Below are 23,946 nucleotides of genomic sequence, written 5' to 3' on the forward strand. Positions count from 1 at the left end.
CTCTCATTAGCAATCATAAGAAACATCGCAAACAGGGAACGCATGGAAATCTTTTTCACCATACTCATCATGACCCTTGTGGTCTCGCTGTCGGGGGTATTTACTCGCGTATTGCCCTTCCAACTTCCTTTACCCCTTATGCAGATCGCCATCGGCGCCTTGCTGGCGTGGCCGACGTTTGGTTTGCATGTAGAATTCGATCCTGAGCTGTTCCTGGTTCTGTTCATCCCGCCGTTGCTCTTTGCTGATGGCTGGAAGACGCCAACGCGTGAGTTTCTCGAGCACGGGCGAGAGATTTTCGGCCTGGCGCTGGCGCTGGTACTGGTCACGGTGGTCGGCATTGGCTTTATGATTTACTGGCTAGTGCCGGGGATCCCTCTCATCCCAGCCTTTGCGCTGGCTGCTGTGCTATCGCCAACCGATGCTGTCGCACTTTCCGGCATTGTGGGAGAGGGACGTATACCGAAGAAAATCATGGGTATCCTGCAGGGCGAAGCGTTGATGAACGACGCCTCCGGTCTGGTCTCTCTGAAGTTTGCCGTCGCCGTGGCGATGGGCACGATGGTATTCACCGTTGGTGGCGCAACGCTTGAGTTCTTCAAAGTGGCGATTGGGGGCATCCTGGCTGGTTTTGTCGTCAGTTGGCTGTACGGCCGCTCCCTGCGCTTCCTCAGCCGCTGGGGCGGTGACGAGCCGGCAACGCAAATCGTCCTGCTGTTCCTGCTGCCGTTTGCGTCTTACCTGATTGCGGAACATATCGGCGTTTCCGGTATCCTCGCGGCGGTCGCTGCCGGGATGACGATCACCCGTTCCGGGGTGATGCGCCGCGCGCCGCTGGCGATGCGTTTACGTGCTAACAGTACCTGGGCGATGCTGGAGTTTGTATTTAACGGCATGGTCTTCTTGCTGTTAGGGCTACAGTTACCGGGAATTCTGGAGTCTTCTTTGGCGGCGGCCGAGGCCGATCCGAATGTTGAAATCTGGATGCTGTTTACCGATGTCGTGCTGATTTACGTGGCGCTAATGCTGGTACGTTTTGGCTGGCTGTGGACCATGAAAAAGTTCAGTCTGCGCTTCCTGAAGAAAAAACCGATGGAGTTTGGATCCTGGACGACGCGTGAAATCATGATCGCCTCTTTTGCCGGTGTACGCGGGGCAATTACTCTTGCTGGCGTGCTCTCCATTCCACTGTTGTTACCAGACGGTAGCGGCTTCCCGGCGCGATATGAGCTGATCTTCCTTGCCGCAGGCGTGATCCTGTTTTCGCTGTTTGTTGGCGTGGTGATGCTGCCGATTCTGCTACAACATCTGGAAGTGGCAGACCACTCGCAGCAGCAGAAAGAGGAACGTATTGCCCGCGCTGCCACGGCAGAAGTGGCGATTGTCGCGATCCAGAAAATGGAGGAGCGACTGGCCGCGGACACCGAAGAGAACATCGATAACCAGTTGCTCACCGAGGTGAGTTCACGCGTGATTGGTAACCTGCGCCGACGCGCCGACGGGCGCAACGATGTGGAAAGCTCGATGCAGGAAGAAAACCTCGAACGGCGTTTCCGCCTGGCAGCGCTACGTTCAGAACGCGCGGAGCTTTATCACCTGCGCGCCACGCGTGAAATCAGCAATGAAACGCTGCAAAAATTACTGCACGACCTGGATTTGCTGGAAGCGCTGTTGATCGAGAATCAGTAAACGGTAGTGCCTGATGCGACCTACAAAACCGGCAACAGCGATGTAGGCCGGATAAGGCGTTAGCCGCATCCGGCGAAAGGTGTGCCTGATGCGCTACGCTTATCAGGCCTACAAGACCGGCAACAGCGATGTAGGCCGGATAAGGCGTTAGCCGCATCCGGCGAAGGGTGTGCCTGATGCGCTACGCTTATCAGGCCTACAAGATCGGCAACAGCGATGTATGCCGGATAAGGCGCTAACCGCATCCGGCGAAAGGTGTGCCTGATGCGCTACGCTTATCAGGCCTACAAAACCGGCAACAGCGATGTAGGCCGGATAAGGCGTTAGCCGCATCCGGCGAAGGGTGTGCCTGATGCGCTACGCTTATCAGGCCTACAAGACCGGAAATAGCGATGCAGGCCGGATAAGGCGCTAACCGCATCCGGCGAAAGGTGTGCCTGATGCGCTACGCTTATCAGGCCTACAAGACCGGAAATAGCGATGCAGGCCGGATAAGGCGCTAGCCGCATCCGGCGAAGGGTGTGCCTGATGCGCTACGCTTATCAGGCCTGCAAGATCGGTAATAGCGATGCAGGCCGGGTAAGGCGTTAGCCGCATCCGGCGAAGGGTGTGCCTGATGCGCTACGCTTATCAGGCCTACAAGATCGGTAATAGCGATGTAGGCCGGATAAGGCGTTAGCCGCATCCGGCGAAGGGGTGCCAAATGGCGCGCAACTGGCTGCAAGAAATTATTCATCGTGTAATTTGCGAGCGGCTTTCCTGAACGAATCCATCCCTCTTGTCGATTCCCTCTTTTCTCCATACGGTTGAGGAAAGGGGGAAACATGTCCAACTATCGACGAAATTACATCAATGGGGGAACCTGGTTTTTTACGGTAAATCTGCAGGACCGTCGAAGCCATCTTCTGACTGCCAACATTCACGCGCTTCGGTGTGCAATCGCTGCGGTCAAAAAGGTTAGGCCTTTTCGCATTAATGCGTGGGTCGTTTTACCCGAGCATATGCATTGCATATGGACGTTACCTGACAATGATGCGGATTATTCCTCTCGCTGGCGGGAAATTAAGAAGCATTTCACCCACTCATTGTCTTCCCGACATATCTGGCAATCTCGCTTTTGGGTGCACACCATCCGTGATGAACATGATTATCGCCAGCATATTGATTATATTTACATTAACCCGGTGAAGCATGGTTGGGTAAAGCAGGTACAGGACTGGCCTTTTTCAACATTTCATCGTGATGTGAGGCACGGTTTGTACCCGCAAGATTGGGCAGGTGAAATAATGGATTTTAATGCGGGTGAACGTGCCTGATGCGCTACGCTTATCAGGCCTACAAGACCAGCATACCGATGTAGGCCGCATCCGGCATTTTACGACGCTTGCGGTAGCCAAAATCCTTCACAGCATTTGAGCCACGCCTGGGCGCTGTGCGACAGATAAACGCCTTCGCGCCAAATCATGCCCAACTGCCAGCGTAAGTCACTCTCCAGAGGGATCCAGCGCAACGTTTGCTTATCCAGTCGCTGGCAAATCGGCTCTGGTAAAATGGCAATCCCGACTCCGGCTTGTACCATTGCCGCCAGAAAATCCCACTGCCCGCTGCGCACCGCTATGCGGGGCTTGACGTTGTGTTGGCTAAACAGCTCAAGCAGTTGGCGGCTCAACGCGAAATCTTCGTTGTAGATAAGCAGCGGATGTTCCGCCAGCGCCTCAGGGGGAATGGATTCGCACGTTGTCCACTGACCGGAGCGAGGAACCAACACGCAGAGTGGATGGCTAAAAAGCGGCAGGGTTGCCAGACCGCTCTCTTCTTCAACCGGCAGCGCGGTCATCGCGACATCCAGGTCACCGTTCATTACCGCCTGCTGAACGGTTAAGCCGCCAAATTCAGAGACCTTCAGCTCCACGCCGGGATAGCGCTGGCGAAACAGGCCGATCGGCCCGGCCATCAACATCCCCACCATGGGCGGGATACCGAGGCGCAGCACGCCCTTGTTGAGGTGATTAATGTCACTGAGTTCCGCTTCAAGCTGGCGAAACTCGGCAAGGATCGCCAGGCCGCGTTCGAAAACGACCTGCCCGGTATCGGTTAACAGCAGTCGCCGGCCGTCGCGGATTAACAGCGTGCAGTTAAGCTCGTCTTCAAGGTTCTTCAACATCTTGCTGATGGTGGGCTGGGTGACAAAAAGCTTCTCCGCTGCGCGGGTAAAGCTCTGCTGACGAACCACCTCAACAAAATATCTCAGCGTTCTGATATCCATGATTATTCCTTAAGACTATGCCTGCAATGAGTTTAATTCATTTCAGTCCTGGACGGGGGCTCTCTATACTGGCGCTCTCTATTTTTTAAGGACATACCCTCATGGCTGTGGCGATAAGCCGCGTGACGCCTGCCGTTATTCATCGACTCCAGATCCCCGTTCAGGTTCTGTTGTATGCAGGTCTCTTTGTATTTGCTCAATATCTTGTCTCCTGGCTGCATCTGCCGCTTCCTGCCAACCTGGTAGGGATGGTGCTGATGCTGGCGTTAATTGTCTGCCGGGTTATCCCGTTGAACTGGATTCGCGCAGGTGCTCGCTGGTTACTGGCTGAAATGCTTCTGTTTTTTGTCCCGGCGGTGGTCGCCGTTGTGAACTACACGCAGCTGTTGCTGGTTGATGGCTGGCGTATATTTGCCGTCATTGCGATCAGTACGCTGATGGTGCTCGGCGCAACGGCGTGGGTGGTGGATAAAGTGTATCGCTATGAAATGCGCAGGCTAAACCGTGAGTAATTTCCAGTTAAGCGTGTTGTGTCTGGTGATTACGCTGGGTATCTACTTTGCCAATAAGCGCCTGTATCGCCGTTTTCGTAAATTACCCCTGATGCCATTAGTTCTCACCCCGGCCCTGCTGGTGCTGATGCTGGTCTTCGGCCATATCTCCTGGCAAAACTATATTGGTGAATCGCACTGGTTGCTGTGGCTGTTAGGCCCGGCGACCATCGCCTTTGCCGTTCCGGTGTATGACAACCTTGCCGTGATTAAGCGTCACTGGATGTCGCTGACGGCGGGCGTGGTAACGGCAACGCTGGTGGCTGTCACCAGTTCCGTATGGCTGGCGCGCCTGTTTATGTTGCCTGATGAGATCCAACGCAGTCTGGCGGTGCGCTCCGTCACCACGCCGTTTGCGCTGGCGGCGGCAGAGCCATTGGGCGGGCAGCCGGACCTGGTGGCATTGTTCGTGGTGGTGACCGGCGTATTTGGTATGGCGGTCGGCGATGTGCTGTTTTTACGGCTTTCCATTCGTGAAGGGATGGCGAAAGGCGCAGGATTTGGCGCAGCATCGCACGGCGCAGGCACGGCACGCTCTTATGAGCTCGGTCAGCAGGAAGGGGTCGTTGCCAGCCTGGTGATGATGCTTTCCGGCGTGGTGATGGTGCTGGTGGCACCACTGGTGGCGAAGCTGATGTTCTGAGAAAGGATGTAATCCTCCGGCCCGAAAGCCGGAGGAGAAGGGAAGTTAGTGCGCGCGACCTTGTTCTACGCCGTACCCGGTCTGGGAACGGATGAACTGAGCACGGAACTGCTCGCGTTCGCGGTTGCCTTCTTCTGAGTTGTCGGTGGCAGAGAAGAACCAGATCCCGAGGAATGCTACGCTGATGGAGAACAGCGCCGGATACTCATACGGGAAAATGGCTTTTTCGTGTCCGAGGATCTGGACCCAAATCGTTGGGCCAAGCACCATCAGCACAACCGCCGTCAGCAGGCCTAACCAGCCACCCAACATTGCGCCACGCGTGGTCAGTTTTGACCAGTACATGGAGAGCAGAATGATAGGGAAGTTGCAGCTGGCCGCGATAGCAAACGCCAGGCCCACCATGAAGGCGATGTTCTGGTTCTCAAACAGCACGCCGAGCAGAATAGCAATCACGCCCAGCACCAGTACGGTGATCTTCGATACTCGCAGCTCTTCACGTTCAGTTGCGCCTTTACGGAACACGTTGGCATACAGGTCATGAGAAACCGCCGATGCACCCGCCAGCGTCAGGCCGGCAACCACCGCCAGGATGGTGGCAAAGGCCACTGCCGAGATGAAGCCGAGGAACAGGTTACCGCCCACCGCATTTGCCAGGTGAACCGCCGCCATGTTGTTACCGCCAATCAGCGCGCCAGCAGCATCTTTGTACGCCGGATTAGCACCTACCAGCATGATCGCGCCAAAGCCGATGATAAAGGTCAGGATGTAGAAATAACCCATAAAACCGGTAGCATAGAACACGCTCTTACGCGCTTCACGAGCATCGCTAACCGTGAAGAAGCGCATCAGGATGTGCGGCAAGCCTGCCGTACCAAACATCAGGCCGAGACCTAACGACAGCGCAGATATTGGGTCTTTTACCAACCCGCCCGGGCTCATAATGGCAGAACCTTTCGGGTGTACCGCCATTGCTTCGGTAAACAGATTATTGAAGCTAAAGCCGACGTGCTTCATCACCATAAAGGCCATAAAGCTGGCACCGAACAGCAGCAACACAGCTTTGATAATCTGTACCCAGGTGGTTGCCAGCATGCCGCCGAACAGCACGTACATCATCATCAGCACGCCAACCAGTACGACAGCGATGTGATAGTTCAGACCAAACAGCAGCTCAATCAGTTTACCTGCGCCGACCATCTGGGCGATCAGATACAGTGCGACCACCACCAGGGAACCACAGGCCGACAGAATACGGATTGGTCCTTGCTTCAGACGATAAGACGCAACGTCTGCAAAGGTGTAACGACCGAGGTTACGCAAACGCTCAGCAATCAGGAACAGGATAATTGGCCAGCCGACCAGGAAGCCGAGTGAATAGATCAGCCCGTCATAACCCGAGGTAAACACCAGCGCGGAAATTCCAAGGAACGATGCCGCCGACATATAGTCGCCCGCAATCGCCAGCCCGTTCTGGAAACCGGTGATATTACCGCCGGCGGTGTAGTAGTCATTACGCGAACGTACGCGCTTAGACGCCCAGTAGGTAATGCCGAGCGTAAAGATGACGAAAATCAGGAACATGATAATCGCCTGCCAGTTGGTTGGCTGGCGTTGGACTGCACCGCTAATAGCATCCGCCGCGTTTGCGGCGAAGGGCAGCGTGGCGGCAAGCGCCGTCAGGACTCTCTTCATGATGCTTTAACCTCGTGCAGAACCGCATTGTTCAGGCGATCGAATTCACCGTTTGCCCGCCAGATGTAGATTCCGGTCAGGATGAAGGAGATGAGGATCACTCCGACTCCAATCGGAATACCGCGGGTGACGCTGGTTCCCGCGTGTAGCGGAGTACCCAGCCAGCCCGGCGCAAAGGCAATCAATAAAATAAAGCTGATATAAACTGCCAGCATGATGATGGAAAGAATGGTGGCAAACCGTTGCCGTTTTTCAACTAACTCCCTGAAACGCGCACTGTCTTCTATCCGCTGATAAATATTGTCATTCATCACAGAGCTCTCCAGAGGTCCCCTTCGTCTTTCGCGCAGCAGGCATGACCTGACTGCTGTCGCAGTCCTGCAACGCGAAATCCTTTGGGGGAGGTTTTTTATATTTCCCTCCCGGTGAAGAGAGGGTAGGGTCAGATTTGTAGGCCGGATAAGACGCTTTCGCGTCGCCATCCGGCATTTTCAGGACTTTGTTATGATGGCATCGCGATGGCCTGCTTCTCTTCGAGCAGTTTCTCCACGACGCCAGGATCGGCGAGGGTCGAGGTATCGCCCAGATTGCTGGTATCGCCCGCCGCGATTTTACGCAGAATACGGCGCATGATTTTGCCGGAGCGGGTTTTCGGCAGTGAGTCGGTCCAGTGCAGCACGTCTGGCGTTGCCAACGGGCCAATTTCTTTACGCACCCAGTTGCGAACCTCGGCGTACAACTCAGGTGACGGCTCTTCACCGTGATTCAGCGTGACGTAGGCGTAGATCGCCTGGCCTTTAATATTATGCGGAATCCCCACCACCGCGGCTTCGGCAATCTTCGGATGCGACACCAGCGCCGATTCGATTTCAGCCGTTCCCAGACGGTGGCCGGAGACGTTCAGCACATCGTCCACACGTCCGGTGATCCAGTAATAGCCATCTTCGTCACGGCGCGCGCCGTCGCCGCTGAAGTACATATTCTTGAAGGTAGAGAAGTAGGTTTGCTCAAAGCGTTCGTGATCGCCAAACAGCGTTCTCGCCTGGCCTGGCCATGAGTCGGTAATCACCAGGTTTCCTTCCGTCGCGCCTTCCAGCGGATTACCTTCGTTATCGACAATCGCAGGCTGTACGCCAAAGAACGGACGGGTTGCAGAACCGGCTTTCAGCTCTGTAGCGCCCGGCAGTGGGGTGATCATGAATCCCCCGGTTTCGGTCTGCCACCAGGTATCGACGACCGGGCATTTTTCGTTGCCGATCTTCTTCCAGTACCACTCCCACGCTTCCGGGTTGATCGGCTCGCCAACGGAACCCAGGATACGCAGCGACGAACGGTCAGTACCTTCAATCGCTTTGTCGCCTTCTGCCATCAGGGCGCGAATGGCGGTCGGTGCGGTATACAGAATATTGACCTGGTGCTTGTCCACAACCTGCGACATACGCGCAGGCGTTGGCCAGTTTGGCACACCTTCAAACATCAGCGTGGTTGCGCCGCAGGCCAGCGGGCCGTACAGCAGGTAGCTGTGTCCGGTTACCCAACCCACGTCAGCGGTACACCAATAGATATCGCCCTGATGATAATCAAACACGTACTTAAAGGTGGTTGCAGCGTAGACCAGATACCCGCCGGTGGTGTGCAGCACGCCTTTCGGCTTGCCGGTTGAACCGGAGGTATACAGGATAAACAGCGGATCTTCCGCGTTCATCTCTTCCGGTTGGTGTTCTGAGCTGGCTTTCTCGATAAGATCGGACCACCACAGGTCACGACCTTCCTGCCACTCCGTTTTACCTCCGGTACGTTTGAGGACGACCACATGTTCAACGGTTTTCACGTTTGGATTTTTCAGCGCATCATCCACGTTCTTTTTCAGTGGGATAGCGCGTCCGGCGCGTACGCCTTCGTCGGCGGTGATCACCAGGCGTGAATTGGAGTCGATAATACGTCCGGCGACGGCTTCTGGTGAGAAACCACCGAAGATGACCGAATGCACCGCGCCAATACGGGCGCAGGCCAGCATGGCAACCGCAGCTTCCGGCACCATCGGCATATAAATGGCCACCACGTCACCTTTTTTAATGCCTAAATCCAGTAGCGTATTGGCGAAACGGCAGACATCGCGATGCAACTCGCGATAGGTAATGTTTTTGCTTTGGGTAGCGTCATCGCCTTCCCAGATGATGGCGGTACGATCGCCGTTTGCCTGCAGGTGGCGGTCAAGGCAGTTTGCGGCCAGGTTCAGGGTGCCGTCTTCGTACCATTTAATAGACACGTTGCCTGGTGCGAAGGAGGTGTTCTTCACCTGGCTGTACGGCTTGATCCAATCGAGAATCTTTCCCTGCTCGCCCCAAAATGTGTCGGGTTCGTTAACGGATTGCTGGTATTTCTCTGCGTACTGCTCCGGATTTATCAGGCAACGATCCGCAATGTTTGCGGGAATAGCGTGTTTATGTATTTGGCTCATGGCTTTTGTTCTCCTTGTAGGATGTTAATAATATGTCTCATAAACGTTAAATGTAGGGGCTTTGAGAGTTTTGTTTAGTATTTGCGCGGCAGATCACGCAATAAACGAATTGTGCAAATTAGCGACAAACTGAATTTTGAAGGGAACTAGCAAAAATTGATCAAATCTCGCGATAACATGCAGTTATCTAAAGGATTGTTGAAAAGGTGATCTGTCTCTGAATTAGACAAAAGAGTGAGAGGTTAGAGGGGTGTTATAACTCTAAAGTGGTATTTTACATACACTTACAATTGATTAAAAACAACATTTTCAGTGTGGTTTCTTGTTACAAATAGGGTGGAGCAATGTCATAACAGTATTCGTGTGGTTGCTGTTATGGAAAACAATAAAAGAATCGCCATTGCAGATAATGGCGTCATCTGGATGAGACCCCTATGGCAAGGATAAAATCACGCGTACGCCGTTTCTTCAGCCTGTTATTACCTTTATTATTTATCTCTGCTGTTCACGCTGAACAAACTCCTGTACCCGCAAAAACCGTCACCGTTGAAGCGAAGAATGAAACCTTCGCGCCTCAGCATCCCGATCAATATCTCTCCTGGAAAGCCACGTCTGAGCAATCAGCCCGTGAAGATGCGCTGGCAGAAGATCCGCGTCTGGTGATCCTGTGGGCGGGATATCCATTCTCGCGCGATTACAACAAACCGCGTGGACACGCGTATGCCGTGACTGATGTGCGTGAAACCTTACGTACCGGCGCACCAAAAACGGCAGAAGATGGTCCGCTGCCGATGGCCTGCTGGAGCTGTAAAAGCCCGGACGTAGCGCGTCTTATCCAGAAAGACGGCGAAGATGGCTACTTCCACGGTAAATGGGCGCGCGGCGGCCCGGAAATTGTTAACAACCTCGGTTGCGCAGATTGCCATAACACCGCGTCACCAGACTTCGCCAAAGGCAAGCCGGAACTGACCCTGTCGCGTCCTTATGCAGAACGCGCGATGGAAACCATCGGCAAACCGTTTGAGAAAGCCGGTCGCTTTGACCAGCAATCCATGGTCTGCGGCCAGTGCCACGTGGAATACTACTTCGACGGTAAAAACAAAGCCGTTAAGTTCCCGTGGGACGACGGCATGAAAGTCGAGAACATGGAGAAATACTACGACAACATTGCTTTCTCTGACTGGACCAACTCCCTGTCTAAAACGCCGATGCTGAAAGCGCAGCACCCGGAGTATGAAACCTGGAGCGCGGGCATTCACGGCAAGAACAACGTGACCTGTATCGACTGCCACATGCCGAAAGTGCAAAACGCGGAAGGCAAGATCTACACCGACCATAAGATTGGTAACCCGTTCGATAACTTCCCTCAGACCTGCGCGAACTGCCACACCCAGGACAAAGCGTCCCTGCAAAAAGTGGTCGCCGAGCGTAAACAGGCCATTCATGACCTGAAAATCAAGGTTGAAGATCAGCTGGTGCGTGCGCACTTCGAAGCGAAAGCCGCATGGGATGCGGGCGCAACCGAAGCGGAAATGAAGCCGATTCTGGAAGATATCCGTCACGCACAATGGCGCTGGGACTTGTCTATCGCCTCACACGGCATTCACATGCACGCCCCGGAAGAAGGCCTGCGGATGCTGGGTAGCGCACTGGATAAAGCCGCTGACGCGCGTACCAAACTGGTCCGTCTGCTGGCGACCAAAGGCATCACGCATGAAATTCCGTTGCCGGATATCTCGACCAAAGAGAAAGCCCAGGCGGCGATTGGTCTGAACATGCAGCAAATCAATGCTGAGAAGCAGGACTTCATCAAAACGGTGATTCCGCAGTGGGAAGAACAGGCGCGTAAAAACGGTCTGTTAAGCCAATAACCCCATTTCGCCCCGCAAGGGGCGGATAACTCAACGGAGTGAATATGAGCGTATTACGTTCGTTATTAACTGCTGGGGTGCTGGCGTCAGGCCTGTTATGGAGCCTGAGTGGAATCACTGCCACGCCAACGCCGCAGGAGTCGGATCAACGCTGGACGGTTACCCAACAGCGTAATCCGGATGCCGCCTGTCTGGACTGTCACAAGCCAGATACCGAAGGCATGCATGGTAAGCATGCGGAAGTCATCAACCCGAATAACAAACTGCCGGTCACCTGCACCAACTGTCACGGCCAGCCGTCACCGAACCACCGTGAAGGGGTGAAAGATGTGATGCGCTTTAATGAGCCGATGTACAACGTGGAGCAGCAGAACAGCGTCTGTATGTCCTGTCACCTGCCTGAGCAGCTGCAAAAAGCGTTCTGGCCGCACGATGTCCACGTAACCAAAGTGGCGTGTGCCAGCTGTCACTCACTGCATCCGAAGCAAGACACGATGCAAACGCTGAGCGATAAAGGACGGATCAAGATTTGCGTCGATTGCCACAGCGATCAGCGTAACAATCCGAACTTTAATCCGGCGTCGATTCCGTTGCTTAAGGAGCATCCATGAGTTGCTCTCGTCGCCAGTTTATCACCGGCGTCGGCGCGCTGGTGGCAGTGAGCGGGACGGCGGGGCGCGTTGTGGCGAAGACGCTGAACATCAACGGCGTGCGTTACGGTATGGTACATGATGAGTCATTATGCATCGGCTGTACGGCCTGTATGGATGCTTGTCGCGAAGTCAACAACGTGCCGGAAGGCGTATCGCGTCTGACGATTATTCGCAGTGAGCCACAGGGTACGTTTCCTGATGTGAAGTATCGCTTCTTCCGTCACTCGTGCCAGCACTGCGACCACGCGCCCTGCGTTGACGTCTGCCCGACGGGGGCATCGTATCGCGATGCCGCCAGCGGCATTGTGGATGTGAACCCGGACCTTTGTGTTGGCTGCCAGTACTGCATCGCCGCGTGTCCTTATCGCGTGCGCTTTATCCATCCGGTGAGCAAAACGGCGGATAAATGCGATTTCTGCCGGAAAACCAACCTGAAAGCGGGCAAACAGCCCGCCTGCGTTGAGTCATGTCCGACGAAGGCGCTGACGTTTGGTAATCTGGACGATCCCAACAGCGATATCTCCCGTTTGTTGCAGCAGAAAACGACCTACCGTTACAAGCTGGCGTTGGGTACAAAACCGAAGGTCTACCGCGTTCCCTTTAAATTTGGGGAGGTGAGCCAATGACATCCGCTTCTGCATTTCATTTTGAATCATTGGTGTGGGACTGGCCCATTGCCATCTATCTGTTCCTGATAGGTATCTCTGCCGGACTGGTCACGCTGGCGATTCTGCTGCGTCGCTTCCATCCGGAGGCGGGCGGTTCGGACAGCACGCTGCTGCGCACTACTCTGGTGTTAGGGCCGGGGGCGATTATCCTCGGTCTGTTAATTCTGGTGTTCCACCTGACGCGTCCATGGACTTTCTGGAAACTGATGTTCCACTACAGCTTCACTTCGGTGATGTCAATGGGGGTCATGCTGTTCCAGTTGTACATGGTGGTGTTAGTGCTGTGGCTGGCAAAAATCTTTGAAAAAGAGGTGATTGCCCTGCAACAGCGCTGGCTGCCGCGGTTAGGTATCGTGCAGAAAGTATTGACCCTGATCGGGCCTTTCCATCGTGCGCTTGAGACGTTAATGCTGGTGCTGGCGGTTCTGCTCGGGGCGTACACCGGCTTCCTGCTGTCGGCGCTGAAATCTTACCCGTTCCTGAATAACCCGATCCTGCCGGTGCTGTTCCTGTTCTCTGGGATCTCCTCCGGCGCCGCGGTGGCGCTGATCGCCATGGCGTTACGCCATCGTAGCAACCCGCACAGCACCGAAGCGCACTTTGTGCACCGCATGGAAGTCCCGGTGGTATGGCTGGAGATCTTCCTGCTGGCGGCGTTCTTCGTCGGTCTGGCACTGGGCGATGACGGCAAAATGCGCGCGCTGGCGGCGGCACTGGGCGGCGGATTCTGGACCTGGTGGTTCTGGCTTGGCGTGGCTGGGCTTGGGCTGATACTGCCGATGCTGCTAAAACCCTGGGCCAACCGCAGTTCGACGTTTCATGGCGTGCTGGCAGTGTGCGGCGCCAGCCTGACCGGCGTACTGCTGCTGCGCTTTTTTATCCTCTATGCGGGTCAGCTAACCGTTGCGTAAGGTGATATCTGGACGTTCTCCTTCCTGAAGCCGGTTTTCTGGCGCTGTTATTAAGCCTCGGGGTCAACGTGTTGACCCCGCTTGCCGTGTTGGTGGGTGTCCGCCAGCGCTGGCAAGGTGTGATGCGCCTGGCAACAGTGGGCGTGTGGGCGCAATTTACCCTGCTGCTGCTGGCTTTTGCCATTCTGGTATTCTGCTTTTTGACCAGTGATTTTTCGGTGGTCTACGTTGCTCAGCACAGCTACAGCCTGCTGCCGTGGGGATTAAAACTGGCGGCGGTGTGGGGCGGTCATGAAGGATCGCTGCTGCTGTGGGTGCTGTTTCTTTCCGGCTGGAGCGCGCTGTTTGCTCTTCGCTATCGGCGTGATACCGACGCGCTGTTTCCGCTGACGCTCAGCGTCCTCTCAATGATTACGGCCCTGCTGCTACTGTTTGTGGTGGTATGGTCCGATCCGTTTGTGCGTATCTTCCCGCCAGCCATTGAAGGGCGCGACCTTAACCCGATGCTGCAACATCTCGGGTTAATCCTCCATCCACCGCTGCTGTACCTGGGTTATGGTGGTTTGATGGTGGCGGCAGGCGTGGCGCTGGCCTCGCTGCTGCGAGGTGACTTTAATGCGCAAAGCGCCTGGGTGTGCTGGCGCTGGGCGCTGCCCGGCTGGTGCGCGCTGACGCTGGGGATTATCCTCGGCTCCTGGTGGGCCTACTGCGAGCTGGGCTGGGGCGGCTGGTGGTTCTGGGACCCGGTTGAAAATGCCTCCTTATTACCCTGGCTTTCCGCCAGCGCGCTGCTGCATAGCCTGTATATCACGCGCCAGCGCGGGATCTTCCGCCACTGGTCGCTGCTGCTGGCGATCGTCACGCTGATTTTATCGCTGCTGGGGACGCTGATTGTACGCTCTGGCATCCTCGTTTCGGTGCATGCTTTCGCGCTGGATAACGTCCGCGCCGCGCCGCTGTTTGCGCTGTTTACCATATTAAGCCTCGCGTCGCTCGGGCTGTACGCCTGGCGGGGCCAGCAAATCCGGCAGAATGCGCGTTTTGGCGGTTGGTCACGCGAGATGCTGATTCTGGTTGCGCTGCTGCTCTTTAGTGCGGTGCTGCTGATTGTGTTGATTGGCACGCTCTACCCGATGATTTACGGGCTGTTCGGCTGGGGACGGCTCTCCGTAGGCGCACCGTACTTTAACCGCGCTACGCTGCCCTTTGGCCTGCTGATGCTGCTGGTTATCGTGCTGGCAACGGTCAGAAGCCGTAAAGTGCCTTTCCGCATCCAGCTTCCGGCACTGCTAGCGCATGCCGGAGTGCTGGTGTTTGCGGCGGGGATCGTCTTTTCCAGCGGTAGCCGTCAGGAGATAAGCCTGAACCTGAGCCCTGGGCAGCAGGTTGAATTGGCGGGTTACATTTTCCGTTTTGAGCGTCTCGACCTGGAAGCCAAAGGTAACTACACCAGTGAAAAAGCGCAGATCACGCTGTGGCACAATGAGAAACGTATTGGCAGCCTGCAACCCGAAAGGCGCTTCTATGCCGCGCGCCGTCAACAGATGATGGAGCCGGGGATCCGCTGGAATCTGATGCATGACTGGTACGCGGTAATGGGTGAAAAAACCGGACCTGACCGCTATGCCATGCGTTTGTACGTGCAGACCGGCGTGCGCTGGATTTGGGGTGGGGGACTATTAATGGTCTTTGGCGCGCTGCTGAGCGGATGGCGAGGAAGGAAGCGTGATGCGTAAATTAATAACAGCGTTGCCGGATGGCGGCGTAAACGCCTTATCCGGCCTACAGGCAGCGCGAACCGTAGGCCGGATAAGCGCAGCGCCTTCCGGCAAAAAATTTTTACTCTTAACGCTCCTCCTGTTTTTCATCACTTTCGCTACCCATGCCCAGGTTGTGGACACATGGACGTTTGCCAACCCGCAGCAGCAAGAACAAGCGCTGTCTATTGCCAGCCAGCTTCGCTGCCCGCAGTGTCAGAACCAAAACCTACTGGATTCCAATGCGCCGGTAGCGGTCAGTATGCGCCATCAGGTTTATAGCATGGTGGCGGAAGGGAAAAGCGAAGCCGAGATCACGACATGGATGACCGAGCGTTATGGTGACTTCGTTCGTTATAATCCGCCGCTGAATGAGCAAACGCTGCTGCTGTGGGCGTTGCCGTGCCTGTTGTTATTGCTGGTAGGTGCGGTGGTCTGGCGAGTGAGAAGACGTCAGCATACGGAGGAGGGTGAACAATGAGCCAGTGCGAACCGTCGTTACGCCCAATGCCCGTGAAGTGGCTGACCGCTGCGGCGGTGCTGATGGTTGTGGCCTGTATTGGAGGTTACCTGTTGACGTCAAAATGGCAGGCGGTTCGTCAGGAGCAGACGCGACTGGCGGACCCTTTACATGCTTTCTCCGATGAAAATGTTCAGGAAAAACAGCTGCTTTTGCTGCAATCGCAGATTCGCGCCAATCCACAGGACGGCGTGAAATGGGCGCAACTCGGGGAGTACTATCTTTGGCAAAACGCGTATCATAATGCGCTGCTGGCCTACGAACAGGCGCTGCGTGTCGGCGGTGAAAATGCTGAGATCTATTCAGCGATGGCAACGGTATTGTATTACCAGGCCGGACAACATATGACGCCGCCCACTCGCGAGATGATTGATAAGGCCCTGGCGCTGGACCCGGCAGAGGTCACCGCGCTGATGCTGTTAGCCTCAGATGCGTTTATGCAGGCAGACTACGCCCAGGCTATTTCAGTGTGGCAAAAAGTTATGGATTTAAACTCGCCGAGAGTAAACCGGGCGCAGCTCGTTGACTCTATTAATATGGCGAAGTTGTTGCAGAATCGGCAAAAATAAATTTGTTTTTTTTGTGATTTGTATCATTTGGCCTGTTTAAAAAATAGGCGAACGAACAAATGAGCAAAAAAAACTCTCGCCATGACTTCTTCATTTTTGAACATATTAAAATTCTTTTATAACAAAAAGTTATTCATCGATACCGCGACAAAATTGCATTTTTATGCATAAATTCAGCTAAAAGCCCTGTTCTTAGAGGGTTGCGCGGAATGCCATGCAGATGATAATGATAATAAGCGTTAAAAAACTCCATAAACGAACGCAACACAAATCATACCCTTTCAGTATGTACTATTCCCACACACCGCATGTGGAATAGCGCTCCATCGAGGAAGTCCGTTGTTATGAAAAATTTGAAAGTCAGCCTGGCATGGCAGATTCTAATCGCCATGGTGCTGGGCATTCTGCTAGGGAGTTACCTGCATTACCATAGTGACAGCCGTGAATGGCTGGTTGTAAACCTGCTGTCACCGGCGGGCGATATCTTTATCCATCTGATCAAAATGATCGTTGTGCCCATTGTCATCTCTACGCTGGTTGTCGGTATCGCCGGAGTCGGTGATGCAAAACAGCTGGGCCGTATTGGTGCTAAAACTATTCTCTATTTCGAAGTGATCACCACCGTGGCGATTATCCTTGGGATCACGCTGGCTAATGTGTTCCAGCCGGGTTCCGGGATTGATATGTCGCAACTGGCGACCGTGGATATTTCGAAATATCAAAGCACGACTGCAGAAGTACAGAGCCACGCACATGGCTTGATGGGGACAATTTTGTCACTGGTGCCGACCAATATCGTCGCCTCAATGGCAAAAGGCGATATGCTGCCGATTATCTTCTTCTCGGTGCTGTTCGGTTTAGGCTTGTCTTCCCTGCCGGCAACTCACCGCGAGCCGCTGGTTACCGTGTTCCGCTCTATTTCCGAAACCATGTTTAAAGTGACCCACATGGTTATGCGCTATGCGCCAGTCGGCGTTTTCGCGCTGATTGCCGTTACCGTCGCGAACTTCGGTTTTGCCTCCCTGTGGCCGCTGGCGAAGCTGGTGCTGTTGGTGCACTTTGCCATCCTGTTCTTCGCGCTGGTGGTGCTGGGGATTGTCGCGCGTATCTGCGGTTTGAGCATCTGGATCCTGATCCGCATTCTGAAAGACGAGTTGATTCTGGCTTACTCTACCGCCAGCTCCGAGAGCGTACTGCCGCGTATTATCGAGAAGATGGAAGCCTATGGCGCACCGGCTTCAATCACCAGCTTTGTGGTGCCGACCGGTTACTCATTCAACCTTGATGGTTCAACGCTGTACCAGAGTATTGCCGCGATCTTTATTGCGCAGCTGTATGGTATCGACCTGTCGCTGTGGCAGGAAATCGTGCTGGTGTTGACGTTGATGGTGACCTCGAAAGGGATTGCGGGCGTGCCGGGCGTATCATTCGTGGTGCTGCTGGCAACGCTGGGCAGCGTGGGGATCCCGCTGGAAGGCCTGGCGTTTATTGCCGGTGTTGACCGTATCCTCGACATGGCGCGTACCGCGCTGAACGTGGTGGGTAATGCGCTGGCGGTGCTGGTTATCTCCAAGTGGGAACACAAATTTGACCGCAAAAAAGCGCTGGCCTATGAGCGCGAAGTATTAGGTCAGTTTGATAAGACCGCCTTGTAGGCCGGATAAGGCAACGCCGCCATCCGGCAACCTGCTCCGGGTTGCCTGATGGCGCTACGCTTATCAGGCCTACAACGGCTACCCATTGGTTAACTTATCAAACTCTTCGCAGCCGGTATCGAATCCTTCCGTACAGCTCAAATTCAGCCAGTGCAGTGCCTTCTGTTTATTCTTCACGATAAAACCCTGCTCACCGTTTAAGAACATCATCCCGGCCCAGTATTCGGAATAACCGGTGCGGGAAATGGCTGAGCTACGTTTGAAATACCACGTCGCTTTCTCATCGTCTGCGGGAATACCCACGCCGTTGGCGTAAATCAGCCCAAGCAGCATTTGCGCGTCGACGGCGGAGTCGTTTTCCAGGTCCTCGGAGGCGTTTTGCAGCAAGGTAATGGCTTTGGGGTAATCGGTGTGTCCAGCCTGAGTGTTGACCAGAATACGCGCCAGCGTAATTTCCCCGGTTTTACTGCCTGCCTGGGTCGCTTTTTCCGCCAGCGTTTTGGCCTCGGGGTAATCCAGACTGACCGGATTGGTAATCTTAATCTGAGCCAGCAATGCGTAAGCATCGGCATCACCATTGTCGGCGGCTTTTTGCGCCCAATATTCCGCTTTACCCAAATCGCCTGAGCTAAACCAGGTATCAGCGAGGAAATATTGTGCACGTCGGTCTCCGGACTCGGCGGCTTTCAAAAACTGACTACCGGGCTCTTCGGCATGGACAAAGCATGTCATTAACACCATCAAGGCGAAAAGTCGTTTCATCTTATATTTAGATTTAGTGTAGGGAATGAACAGTATAGAGAGATTATGTGCATAAAAAAACGGCCTCCGAATGGAGGCCGTCAGGGGAAGCTTAACCCATCGCGCTTTCGCGCAGGCTGGCTTTCAGCTTGGTGTACTCATCAATGACATACTGCTCGGCAGCGCGCTGATCGGCAATGCGTTCAACGTTTACAGCACAGTACTTGTACTCCGGCGTTTTGGTAATCGGGCTTAAGTTCTCGGTCACCAGTTCATTACATGCGCCAATCCACCACTGGTAGGTCATGTAAATCGCGCCTTTGTTTGGACGATCGCTGACTGCCGCACGGGTAATGACCCGGCCTTTACGCGAGTTCACCCACACCAGCTCTTCATCCTGGATGCCCAGGCGTTCTGCGTCGGCGGTGTTGATCTGGGCATAGCCCGGTTCATCCGCCAGCGCGGCCAACGCCGCACAGTTACCGGTCATCGAGCGGCAAGAGTAGTGGCCGACTTCACGCACTGTAGACAGTACCATCGGGTACTCCTCAGTGAGTTTGTCGATTGGCGCTACCCAGTCGCAGGTGAAGAACTGCGCCAGGCCGTTCGGGGTGTCGAACTTCTCTTTGAAGAGATAAGACGTACCCTGGTCGGCTTCTGAGGTGTCGCGGCAAGGCCACTGGATATAACCCAGTTCACCCATTTTCTCGTAAGTGGCACCGTAGAAATCCGGGCACAGATGACGCAACTCGTCCCAGATTTCCTGGGTGTTGTTGTAGTGCATCGGGTAGCCCATACGGGTGGCGATTTCACTGATAATCTGCCAGTCCGTTTTCAGATCCCACTTCGGCTCAACGGCTTTAAAGAAGCGCTGGAAGCCACGGTCAGCTGCGGAGAATACGCCTTCATGCTCACCCCATGACGTAGACGGTAAAATAACGTCTGCGGCAGCGGCAGTTTTGGTCATGAAGATATCCTGCACGATGACCAGTTCCAGATCCTCAAAGCCTTTGCGCACTGCGGAGAGTTCAGCATCGGTTTGTAATGGATCTTCACCCATGATGTACGCCGCGCGTACTTCGCCATGCGCTGCACGGTGCGGCAGTTCGCTGATGCGATAGCCGGTATGAGCAGGCAGACTTTCCACGCCCCAGGCTTTAGCGAACTTCTCGCGGTTAGCCGGATCTTTCACATACTGATAGCCCGGATAAGTATCCGGCAGCGCGCCCATGTCACATGCGCCCTGAACGTTGTTCTGCCCACGAACCGGGTTAACGCCCACGCTCGGCTTACCGAGGTTGCCGGTCAGCATTGCGAGGCTGGTCAGTGAACGCACGGTTTCCACGCCCTGATAGAACTGGGTAACACCCATGCCCCACAGGATTGCCGCGCTTTTCGCCGTGGCATACATACGTGCAGCCTGACGAATATCCTGCGCGCTAACGCCAGTGATATCTTCGACGGACTCCGGCGTGTAGCCTTCGACGATCTTGCTGTACTCTTCGAATCCTTCCGTACGGGAGGCGACGAACGCCTGGTCGTACAGTTTTTCTTCGATGATGACATGACCCATAGCATTGAGCAGCGCGATGTTCGAGCCGTTTTTCAACGCGATGTGCATGTCGGCAATACGCGCGGTTTCAATTTTGCGCGGATCGCAGACGATGATTTTCGCCCCGTTACGTTTAGCATTAATCACGTGATTCGCCACGATCGGGTGGGAATCCGCCGGGTTGTACCCGAAGATGAATACTAAATCTGTGTTATCAATTTCATTGATAGCATTACTCATTGCGCCGTTACCGACCGATTGGTGCAGACCTGCAACCGATGGGCCGTGTCAGACGCGAGCGCAGCAGTCAACGTTATTGGTACCAATAACGGCGCGCGCGAATTTTTGCATTACATAGTTGGTTTCGTTACCCGTACCGCGAGATGAACCGGTCGTCTGAATAGCGTCCGGGCCATACTTCGCTTTGATGGCGCTCAGACGACTGGCGACGTAATCAAGCGCTTCATCCCAGGAAACGGATTCCAGTTTGCCGCCACGCTGGCGACGGATCATAGGGGTTTTCAGACGAGGGGTCAGGATCTGGGTATCATTGATAAAATCCCAGCCATAGTAGCCCTTCAGACACAAGGTACCCTGGTTGGTTTTCCCCTGCGCCGCTTCAGCCCGGACGATTTTGCCGTTATCGACCACCAGGTTGATTTTGCAACCTGATGCGCAATATGGGCAAACCGTGACGACTTTTTTCATCGGTCTCGCTCCAGTTAATCAAATCGCGCATACGCGCTTGTCGTTTTTGTTATGCATCTTTTATGCCATGTTTTTATCAGGGGCATTAGTCGATATTACGGGCGAATTTTGCGCAAAACTCTGACGAAAAACAGGCTGTCGTCATATTTGACGTGACGAATCTCCAATACGTGACGGCCCGGCAGTGTGACCGAGGTTATGTTTCCCGCACATCCTTGTGCCTTATCGCTGTCACTCTGTGCAGAATCAATCACACTCATTTAAGTTGGCCAGAAATGGGGAAAAACAATGAAGCCAGCCATACTGGTTGTGGATGATGACATCGCTGTCTGCACGCTTTTACAGGATGTGCTGAGCGAACACGTCTTTACGGTGACCGCCTGTCACACCGGGCAGGAGGCGCTGCGCTGCATTGAGACTCAGCCGGATATCGCTCTGGTATTACTGGACATGATGTTGCCCGATATTAACGGCCTGATGGTGCTACAACAGGTGCAGAAGTTGAGGCCCGGATTACCGGTGGTGATGCTGACTGGGCTTGGCAGCGAGTCGGATGTGGTTGTCGGGCTGGAAATGGGGGCTGACGACTATATCGGTAAGCCGTTCAATGCGCGGGTGCTGGTAGCTCGGGTAAAGGCGGTGCTCAGACGCGTTGGCGTGTTAACGGCAGAAAGCGGCGGCCCGCAAACCACGGGGCTTTCTTTCAATGGCTGGCATCTCGATACCGCCGGTTGCCAGCTGCATAATCCCCAGCAGTTGAAGGTGGAGTTGACGCAGGGGGAATACAGCCTGCTGCTGGCGCTGGCCCAAAATGCCCGCCGGGTGCTGAGCCGGGAACAACTGCTGGAGCTGACGCGCAGCGACAGCGTTGAGGTGTTTGACCGCACCATTGACGTGTTAATCATGCGGCTGCGGCGAAAAATAGAGAACAACCCGCACCAGCCAATGTTGATCAAAACCCTGCGCGGGCTGGGTTATGTGTTTGCCGCCGACGTGCAACATCACGATAAGGCGGCGTGATCGTGTGCAGTTGCCGGATGCGGCGTAAACGCCTTATCCGGCCTACAAAAGCGATAACGACCCCGTAGGCCTGATACGGTCGTAGGCCTGATGCGCTGCGCTTATCAGGCATATTTCCGGACGATGCGAACGTAGGCCTGATAAGCGCAGCGCATCAGGCGTCAGCCATTTCTGCTTTTAACTCTGCCAGCGTCTTCGCGCCATCTATCGCGTTGGCGCATAGCAAACTTGCCCGCGCACAGGCGTGTGCCAACCTGACGCTGTCCGTCAGCGACCAGCGCTCATGACAGCCATACAAAAATCCAGCGCAAAACGCATCTCCCGCCCCGACGCTGCCAACGATCTCCTCCTGCGCCAGGTATTGCGACGGGATCCAGACGCCCGGCACATCCGGCGCTTCACCCCAGGCACCTTCCGGACAGTGGATCACCACCCGCTGGCGCACGCCTGCATTCAATAATTCGCGTGCGGCGGTGGCGATGTGCGCAATATGCAGTTCGCCGTTGGGCTGGCGGATCTCCAGCCCGCTGAACTCCCCGGCTTCCAGCTCGTTAATCACCAGATAGTCGAGATGGCGCAGGGCTGGCATTACCAGTGGTTGGTAGCGCGGGTCGCCCTTGCGTGAGACCAGATCCAGCGACGTTTCAAAGCCGTTGTCGCGCATTTGTGCCAGCAGCCGTGCGCTACGCGTCCCGTACTCCTCATCCGGCATGTCCAGACTGTCGAGCAGCAGCAGATAACCCAGATGGAAGATTTTCATCGAGGTATCCAGTTGCTCAAACGCGGGCAGATCGAGTAGCCGATTGGCTCCCGGTGAGTGGAAAAAGGTGCGCTGACCGCTGGGATCGGTCATCACCTGCGACATCGATGTGGGGGCGAATGTGGTGCGCTGCACGTGTTGGCGATTAACGTGATACTGCTCCAGCATCGCCATGATGTAGTCGCCGTCGCTGTCCTGACCGATTAACCCCACCGCCTGCAACGGCAGCCCAGTGTGCATTTTTGCCAGCGTCAGCAGCACATTAAGCGGCGCACCGCCCGTGGCGCGTTCGCTACGGGTGATTTCCGCCAGCCAGCCACGTTCCGGCCACTGCACAATTTGATGCACGTGATCGACCAGCATGTTGCCTGCGGCGATAACGCCTTTGCGTTCCATCAGACCCGTCCCGCGCTGCCAAAAATGCGCATCTGTTCCGAAACGGTATCGGTAATGGCCTCTTCAATGCCGAGCAGCAGTTCGGCGAATTCGTCGTACAGCGGCTGGCGATTCGCCATCCGTGTTTCTACCGCCGACAGCGCCGCCTGCGACATGCCGGTATAGAAGTTGATTTTGTGAATGCCGAGTTCAATCGCGCGCTTGAAATCGTCGTCGCTGATACCGGAGCCGCCGTGCAGTACCAGCGGGATTGCCGCCTGCTGGCGAATAGCGTCCAGACGCGGGAAGTCGAGCACCGGTTCGCCCTTATATTTTCCGTGCGCATTGCCAATGGCGACCGCCAACGCGTCAATCCCGGTTCTGTCGACGAAATCACGCGCCATCATCGGGTCGGTAAACAGCGACTCGTCGGCATGGCCGTACAGCGCGCCGCCCTCATCACCACCCACCGCGCCCAGTTCGGCTTCCACCGATACGCCGACGGCGTGGCACATCTTTACCACTTCGCGGGTCTGGCGGATATTTTCTTCATACTCCAGCGTGGAGCCATCGAACATCACTGAACTGAACCCTAAGCGTAGTGCCCGAACTACCGACTCAAAGTGCAGGCCGTGGTCAAGGTTTAGCACCACCGGAATGTCATGCCGTGCGGCTTCGAATTTGACCGCTTCGACCAGAGAATCCAGCGAGATATATTTAAAATGTACTTCGGCGATATTGATGATAAACGGCGAACGTTCCTGCTTTGCCGCGGCAAACAGTGCGCGCAGGAAGTGTGAATCCAGAACATTAAATGCCCCTAAGGCATAGCGATGCTCACGGGCATGGGCAAGGCCATCAGCGAGAGATATCAACGGCAT

19 protein-coding genes and 1 pseudogene are annotated in these 23,946 nt (G+C 55.0%); 12 read left to right on the forward strand and 8 right to left on the reverse strand.

Annotated elements, in window-relative coordinates; genetic code table 11:
- The first annotated feature begins 42 nt into the window (after positions 1–42).
- Together OGY18_RS25285 and OGY18_RS25290 are read left to right on the forward strand one after the other, a co-directional pair.
- Positions 43–1,689, forward strand: coding sequence for a Na+/H+ antiporter (locus OGY18_RS25285; RefSeq protein WP_003826634.1), 1,647 nt, complete (start codon positions 43–45; stop codon positions 1,687–1,689).
- Between the two features lie 824 nt (positions 1,690–2,513).
- Positions 2,514–3,005, forward strand: coding sequence for an REP-associated tyrosine transposase (locus OGY18_RS25290; RefSeq protein ID WP_286554739.1), 492 nt, complete (start codon positions 2,514–2,516; stop codon positions 3,003–3,005).
- 59 nt (positions 3,006–3,064) lie between these two features.
- Here the strand turns inward: OGY18_RS25290 and OGY18_RS25295 are convergent, their stop codons facing one another.
- Positions 3,065–3,955 carry a LysR family transcriptional regulator gene (locus OGY18_RS25295; protein ID WP_003826636.1) on the reverse strand — a complete coding sequence of 297 codons (891 nt, stop codon included), beginning with the start codon at positions 3,953–3,955 and terminating at the stop codon, positions 3,065–3,067.
- 101 nt (positions 3,956–4,056) lie between these two features.
- Here OGY18_RS25295 and OGY18_RS25300 point away from each other — a divergent pair, with 101 nt between their 5' ends.
- Both OGY18_RS25300 and OGY18_RS25305 read left to right on the forward strand, forming a co-directional pair.
- A complete protein-coding gene (locus OGY18_RS25300; protein ID WP_003826638.1) occupies positions 4,057–4,467 on the forward strand; it encodes a CidA/LrgA family protein in 411 nt (136 codons plus the stop codon).
- Positions 4,460–5,149: an LrgB family protein gene (locus tag OGY18_RS25305; RefSeq protein WP_003826639.1), complete on the forward strand. Its 690-nt coding sequence runs from the start codon at positions 4,460–4,462 to the stop codon at positions 5,147–5,149. The genes OGY18_RS25300 and OGY18_RS25305 overlap by 8 nt, the downstream gene beginning before the upstream one ends.
- Before the next feature lie 45 nt (positions 5,150–5,194).
- Here OGY18_RS25305 and actP read toward each other — a convergent pair whose 3' ends face one another.
- From actP to acs, 3 genes are all read right to left on the reverse strand, one after another.
- On the reverse strand, positions 5,195–6,844 hold the full coding sequence (gene actP, locus OGY18_RS25310; protein ID WP_003826641.1) for a cation/acetate symporter ActP: 1,650 nt from the start codon (positions 6,842–6,844) through the stop codon (positions 5,195–5,197).
- Positions 6,841–7,155: a DUF485 domain-containing protein gene (locus tag OGY18_RS25315; protein WP_006688274.1), complete on the reverse strand. Its 315-nt coding sequence runs from the start codon at positions 7,153–7,155 to the stop codon at positions 6,841–6,843. The genes actP and OGY18_RS25315 overlap by 4 nt, the downstream gene beginning before the upstream one ends.
- A 191-nt stretch (positions 7,156–7,346) precedes the next feature.
- Complete coding sequence (gene acs, locus OGY18_RS25320) at positions 7,347–9,305, reverse strand: acetate--CoA ligase (protein ID WP_003826645.1); 1,959 nt, start codon at positions 9,303–9,305, stop codon at positions 7,347–7,349.
- A 434-nt stretch (positions 9,306–9,739) separates the two neighbouring features.
- Here acs and nrfA point away from each other — a divergent pair, with 434 nt between their 5' ends.
- The 7 genes and pseudogenes from nrfA to gltP all read left to right on the forward strand — a co-directional run bounded on the left by nrfA (position 9,740) and on the right by gltP (position 17,909).
- Positions 9,740–11,176, forward strand: a complete 1,437-nt coding sequence (gene nrfA, locus OGY18_RS25325; RefSeq protein WP_148362565.1) for an ammonia-forming nitrite reductase cytochrome c552 subunit — start codon at positions 9,740–9,742, stop codon at positions 11,174–11,176.
- 44 nt (positions 11,177–11,220) lie between these two features.
- Entirely contained in the window at positions 11,221–11,787 is a 567-nt protein-coding gene (gene nrfB / locus OGY18_RS25330; protein ID WP_003826649.1) for a cytochrome c nitrite reductase pentaheme subunit, read from the forward strand.
- The gene (gene nrfC, locus OGY18_RS25335; RefSeq protein ID WP_003031761.1) at positions 11,784–12,455 is read left to right on the forward strand and encodes a cytochrome c nitrite reductase Fe-S protein; all 672 of its coding nucleotides are present in this window, start codon (positions 11,784–11,786) and stop codon (positions 12,453–12,455) included. The genes nrfB and nrfC overlap by 4 nt, the downstream gene beginning before the upstream one ends.
- Positions 12,452–13,408, forward strand: coding sequence for a cytochrome c nitrite reductase subunit NrfD (gene nrfD / locus OGY18_RS25340; protein WP_003826653.1), 957 nt, complete (start codon positions 12,452–12,454; stop codon positions 13,406–13,408). Before nrfC ends, nrfD begins: the two co-directional genes overlap by 4 nt.
- A gap of 8 nt (positions 13,409–13,416) precedes the next feature.
- A pseudogene (gene nrfF / locus OGY18_RS25345) lies at positions 13,417–15,646 on the forward strand (heme lyase NrfEFG subunit NrfF).
- Entirely contained in the window at positions 15,643–16,254 is a 612-nt protein-coding gene (gene nrfG / locus OGY18_RS25350; protein WP_286554743.1) for a heme lyase NrfEFG subunit NrfG, read from the forward strand. The pseudogene nrfF and the gene nrfG overlap by 4 nt, the downstream one beginning before the upstream one ends.
- A gap of 344 nt (positions 16,255–16,598) precedes the next feature.
- Entirely contained in the window at positions 16,599–17,909 is a 1,311-nt protein-coding gene (gene gltP / locus OGY18_RS25355) for a glutamate/aspartate:proton symporter GltP (protein ID WP_003826659.1), read from the forward strand.
- A 78-nt stretch (positions 17,910–17,987) separates the two neighbouring features.
- Here gltP and yjcO read toward each other — a convergent pair whose 3' ends face one another.
- Positions 17,988–18,671 carry a Sel1 family TPR-like repeat protein YjcO gene (yjcO, locus tag OGY18_RS25360; protein WP_148362562.1) on the reverse strand — a complete coding sequence of 228 codons (684 nt, stop codon included), beginning with the start codon at positions 18,669–18,671 and terminating at the stop codon, positions 17,988–17,990.
- A 91-nt stretch (positions 18,672–18,762) separates the two neighbouring features.
- Positions 18,763–20,910, reverse strand: a complete 2,148-nt coding sequence (fdhF, locus tag OGY18_RS25365; protein ID WP_081003612.1) for a formate dehydrogenase subunit alpha — start codon at positions 20,908–20,910, stop codon at positions 18,763–18,765.
- A 288-nt stretch (positions 20,911–21,198) separates the two neighbouring features.
- Here fdhF and OGY18_RS25370 point away from each other — a divergent pair, with 288 nt between their 5' ends.
- Positions 21,199–21,930 (forward strand): response regulator, encoded by a 732-nt coding sequence (locus OGY18_RS25370; RefSeq protein ID WP_003826666.1) that lies wholly within the window; start codon positions 21,199–21,201, stop codon positions 21,928–21,930.
- A 154-nt stretch (positions 21,931–22,084) separates the two neighbouring features.
- Here the strand turns inward: OGY18_RS25370 and OGY18_RS25375 are convergent, their stop codons facing one another.
- Together OGY18_RS25375 and OGY18_RS25380 are read right to left on the reverse strand one after the other, a co-directional pair.
- On the reverse strand, positions 22,085–23,089 hold the full coding sequence (locus OGY18_RS25375) for a carbohydrate kinase family protein (protein ID WP_148362560.1): 1,005 nt from the start codon (positions 23,087–23,089) through the stop codon (positions 22,085–22,087).
- The gene (locus tag OGY18_RS25380; protein WP_103771868.1) at positions 23,086–23,946 is read right to left on the reverse strand and encodes a ketose 1,6-bisphosphate aldolase; all 861 of its coding nucleotides are present in this window, start codon (positions 23,944–23,946) and stop codon (positions 23,086–23,088) included. The genes OGY18_RS25375 and OGY18_RS25380 overlap by 4 nt, the downstream gene beginning before the upstream one ends.

The organism is Citrobacter sp. Cpo142 (assembly GCF_030332425.1).
GTDB classification, from domain to species: domain Bacteria; phylum Pseudomonadota; class Gammaproteobacteria; order Enterobacterales; family Enterobacteriaceae; genus Citrobacter; species Citrobacter portucalensis.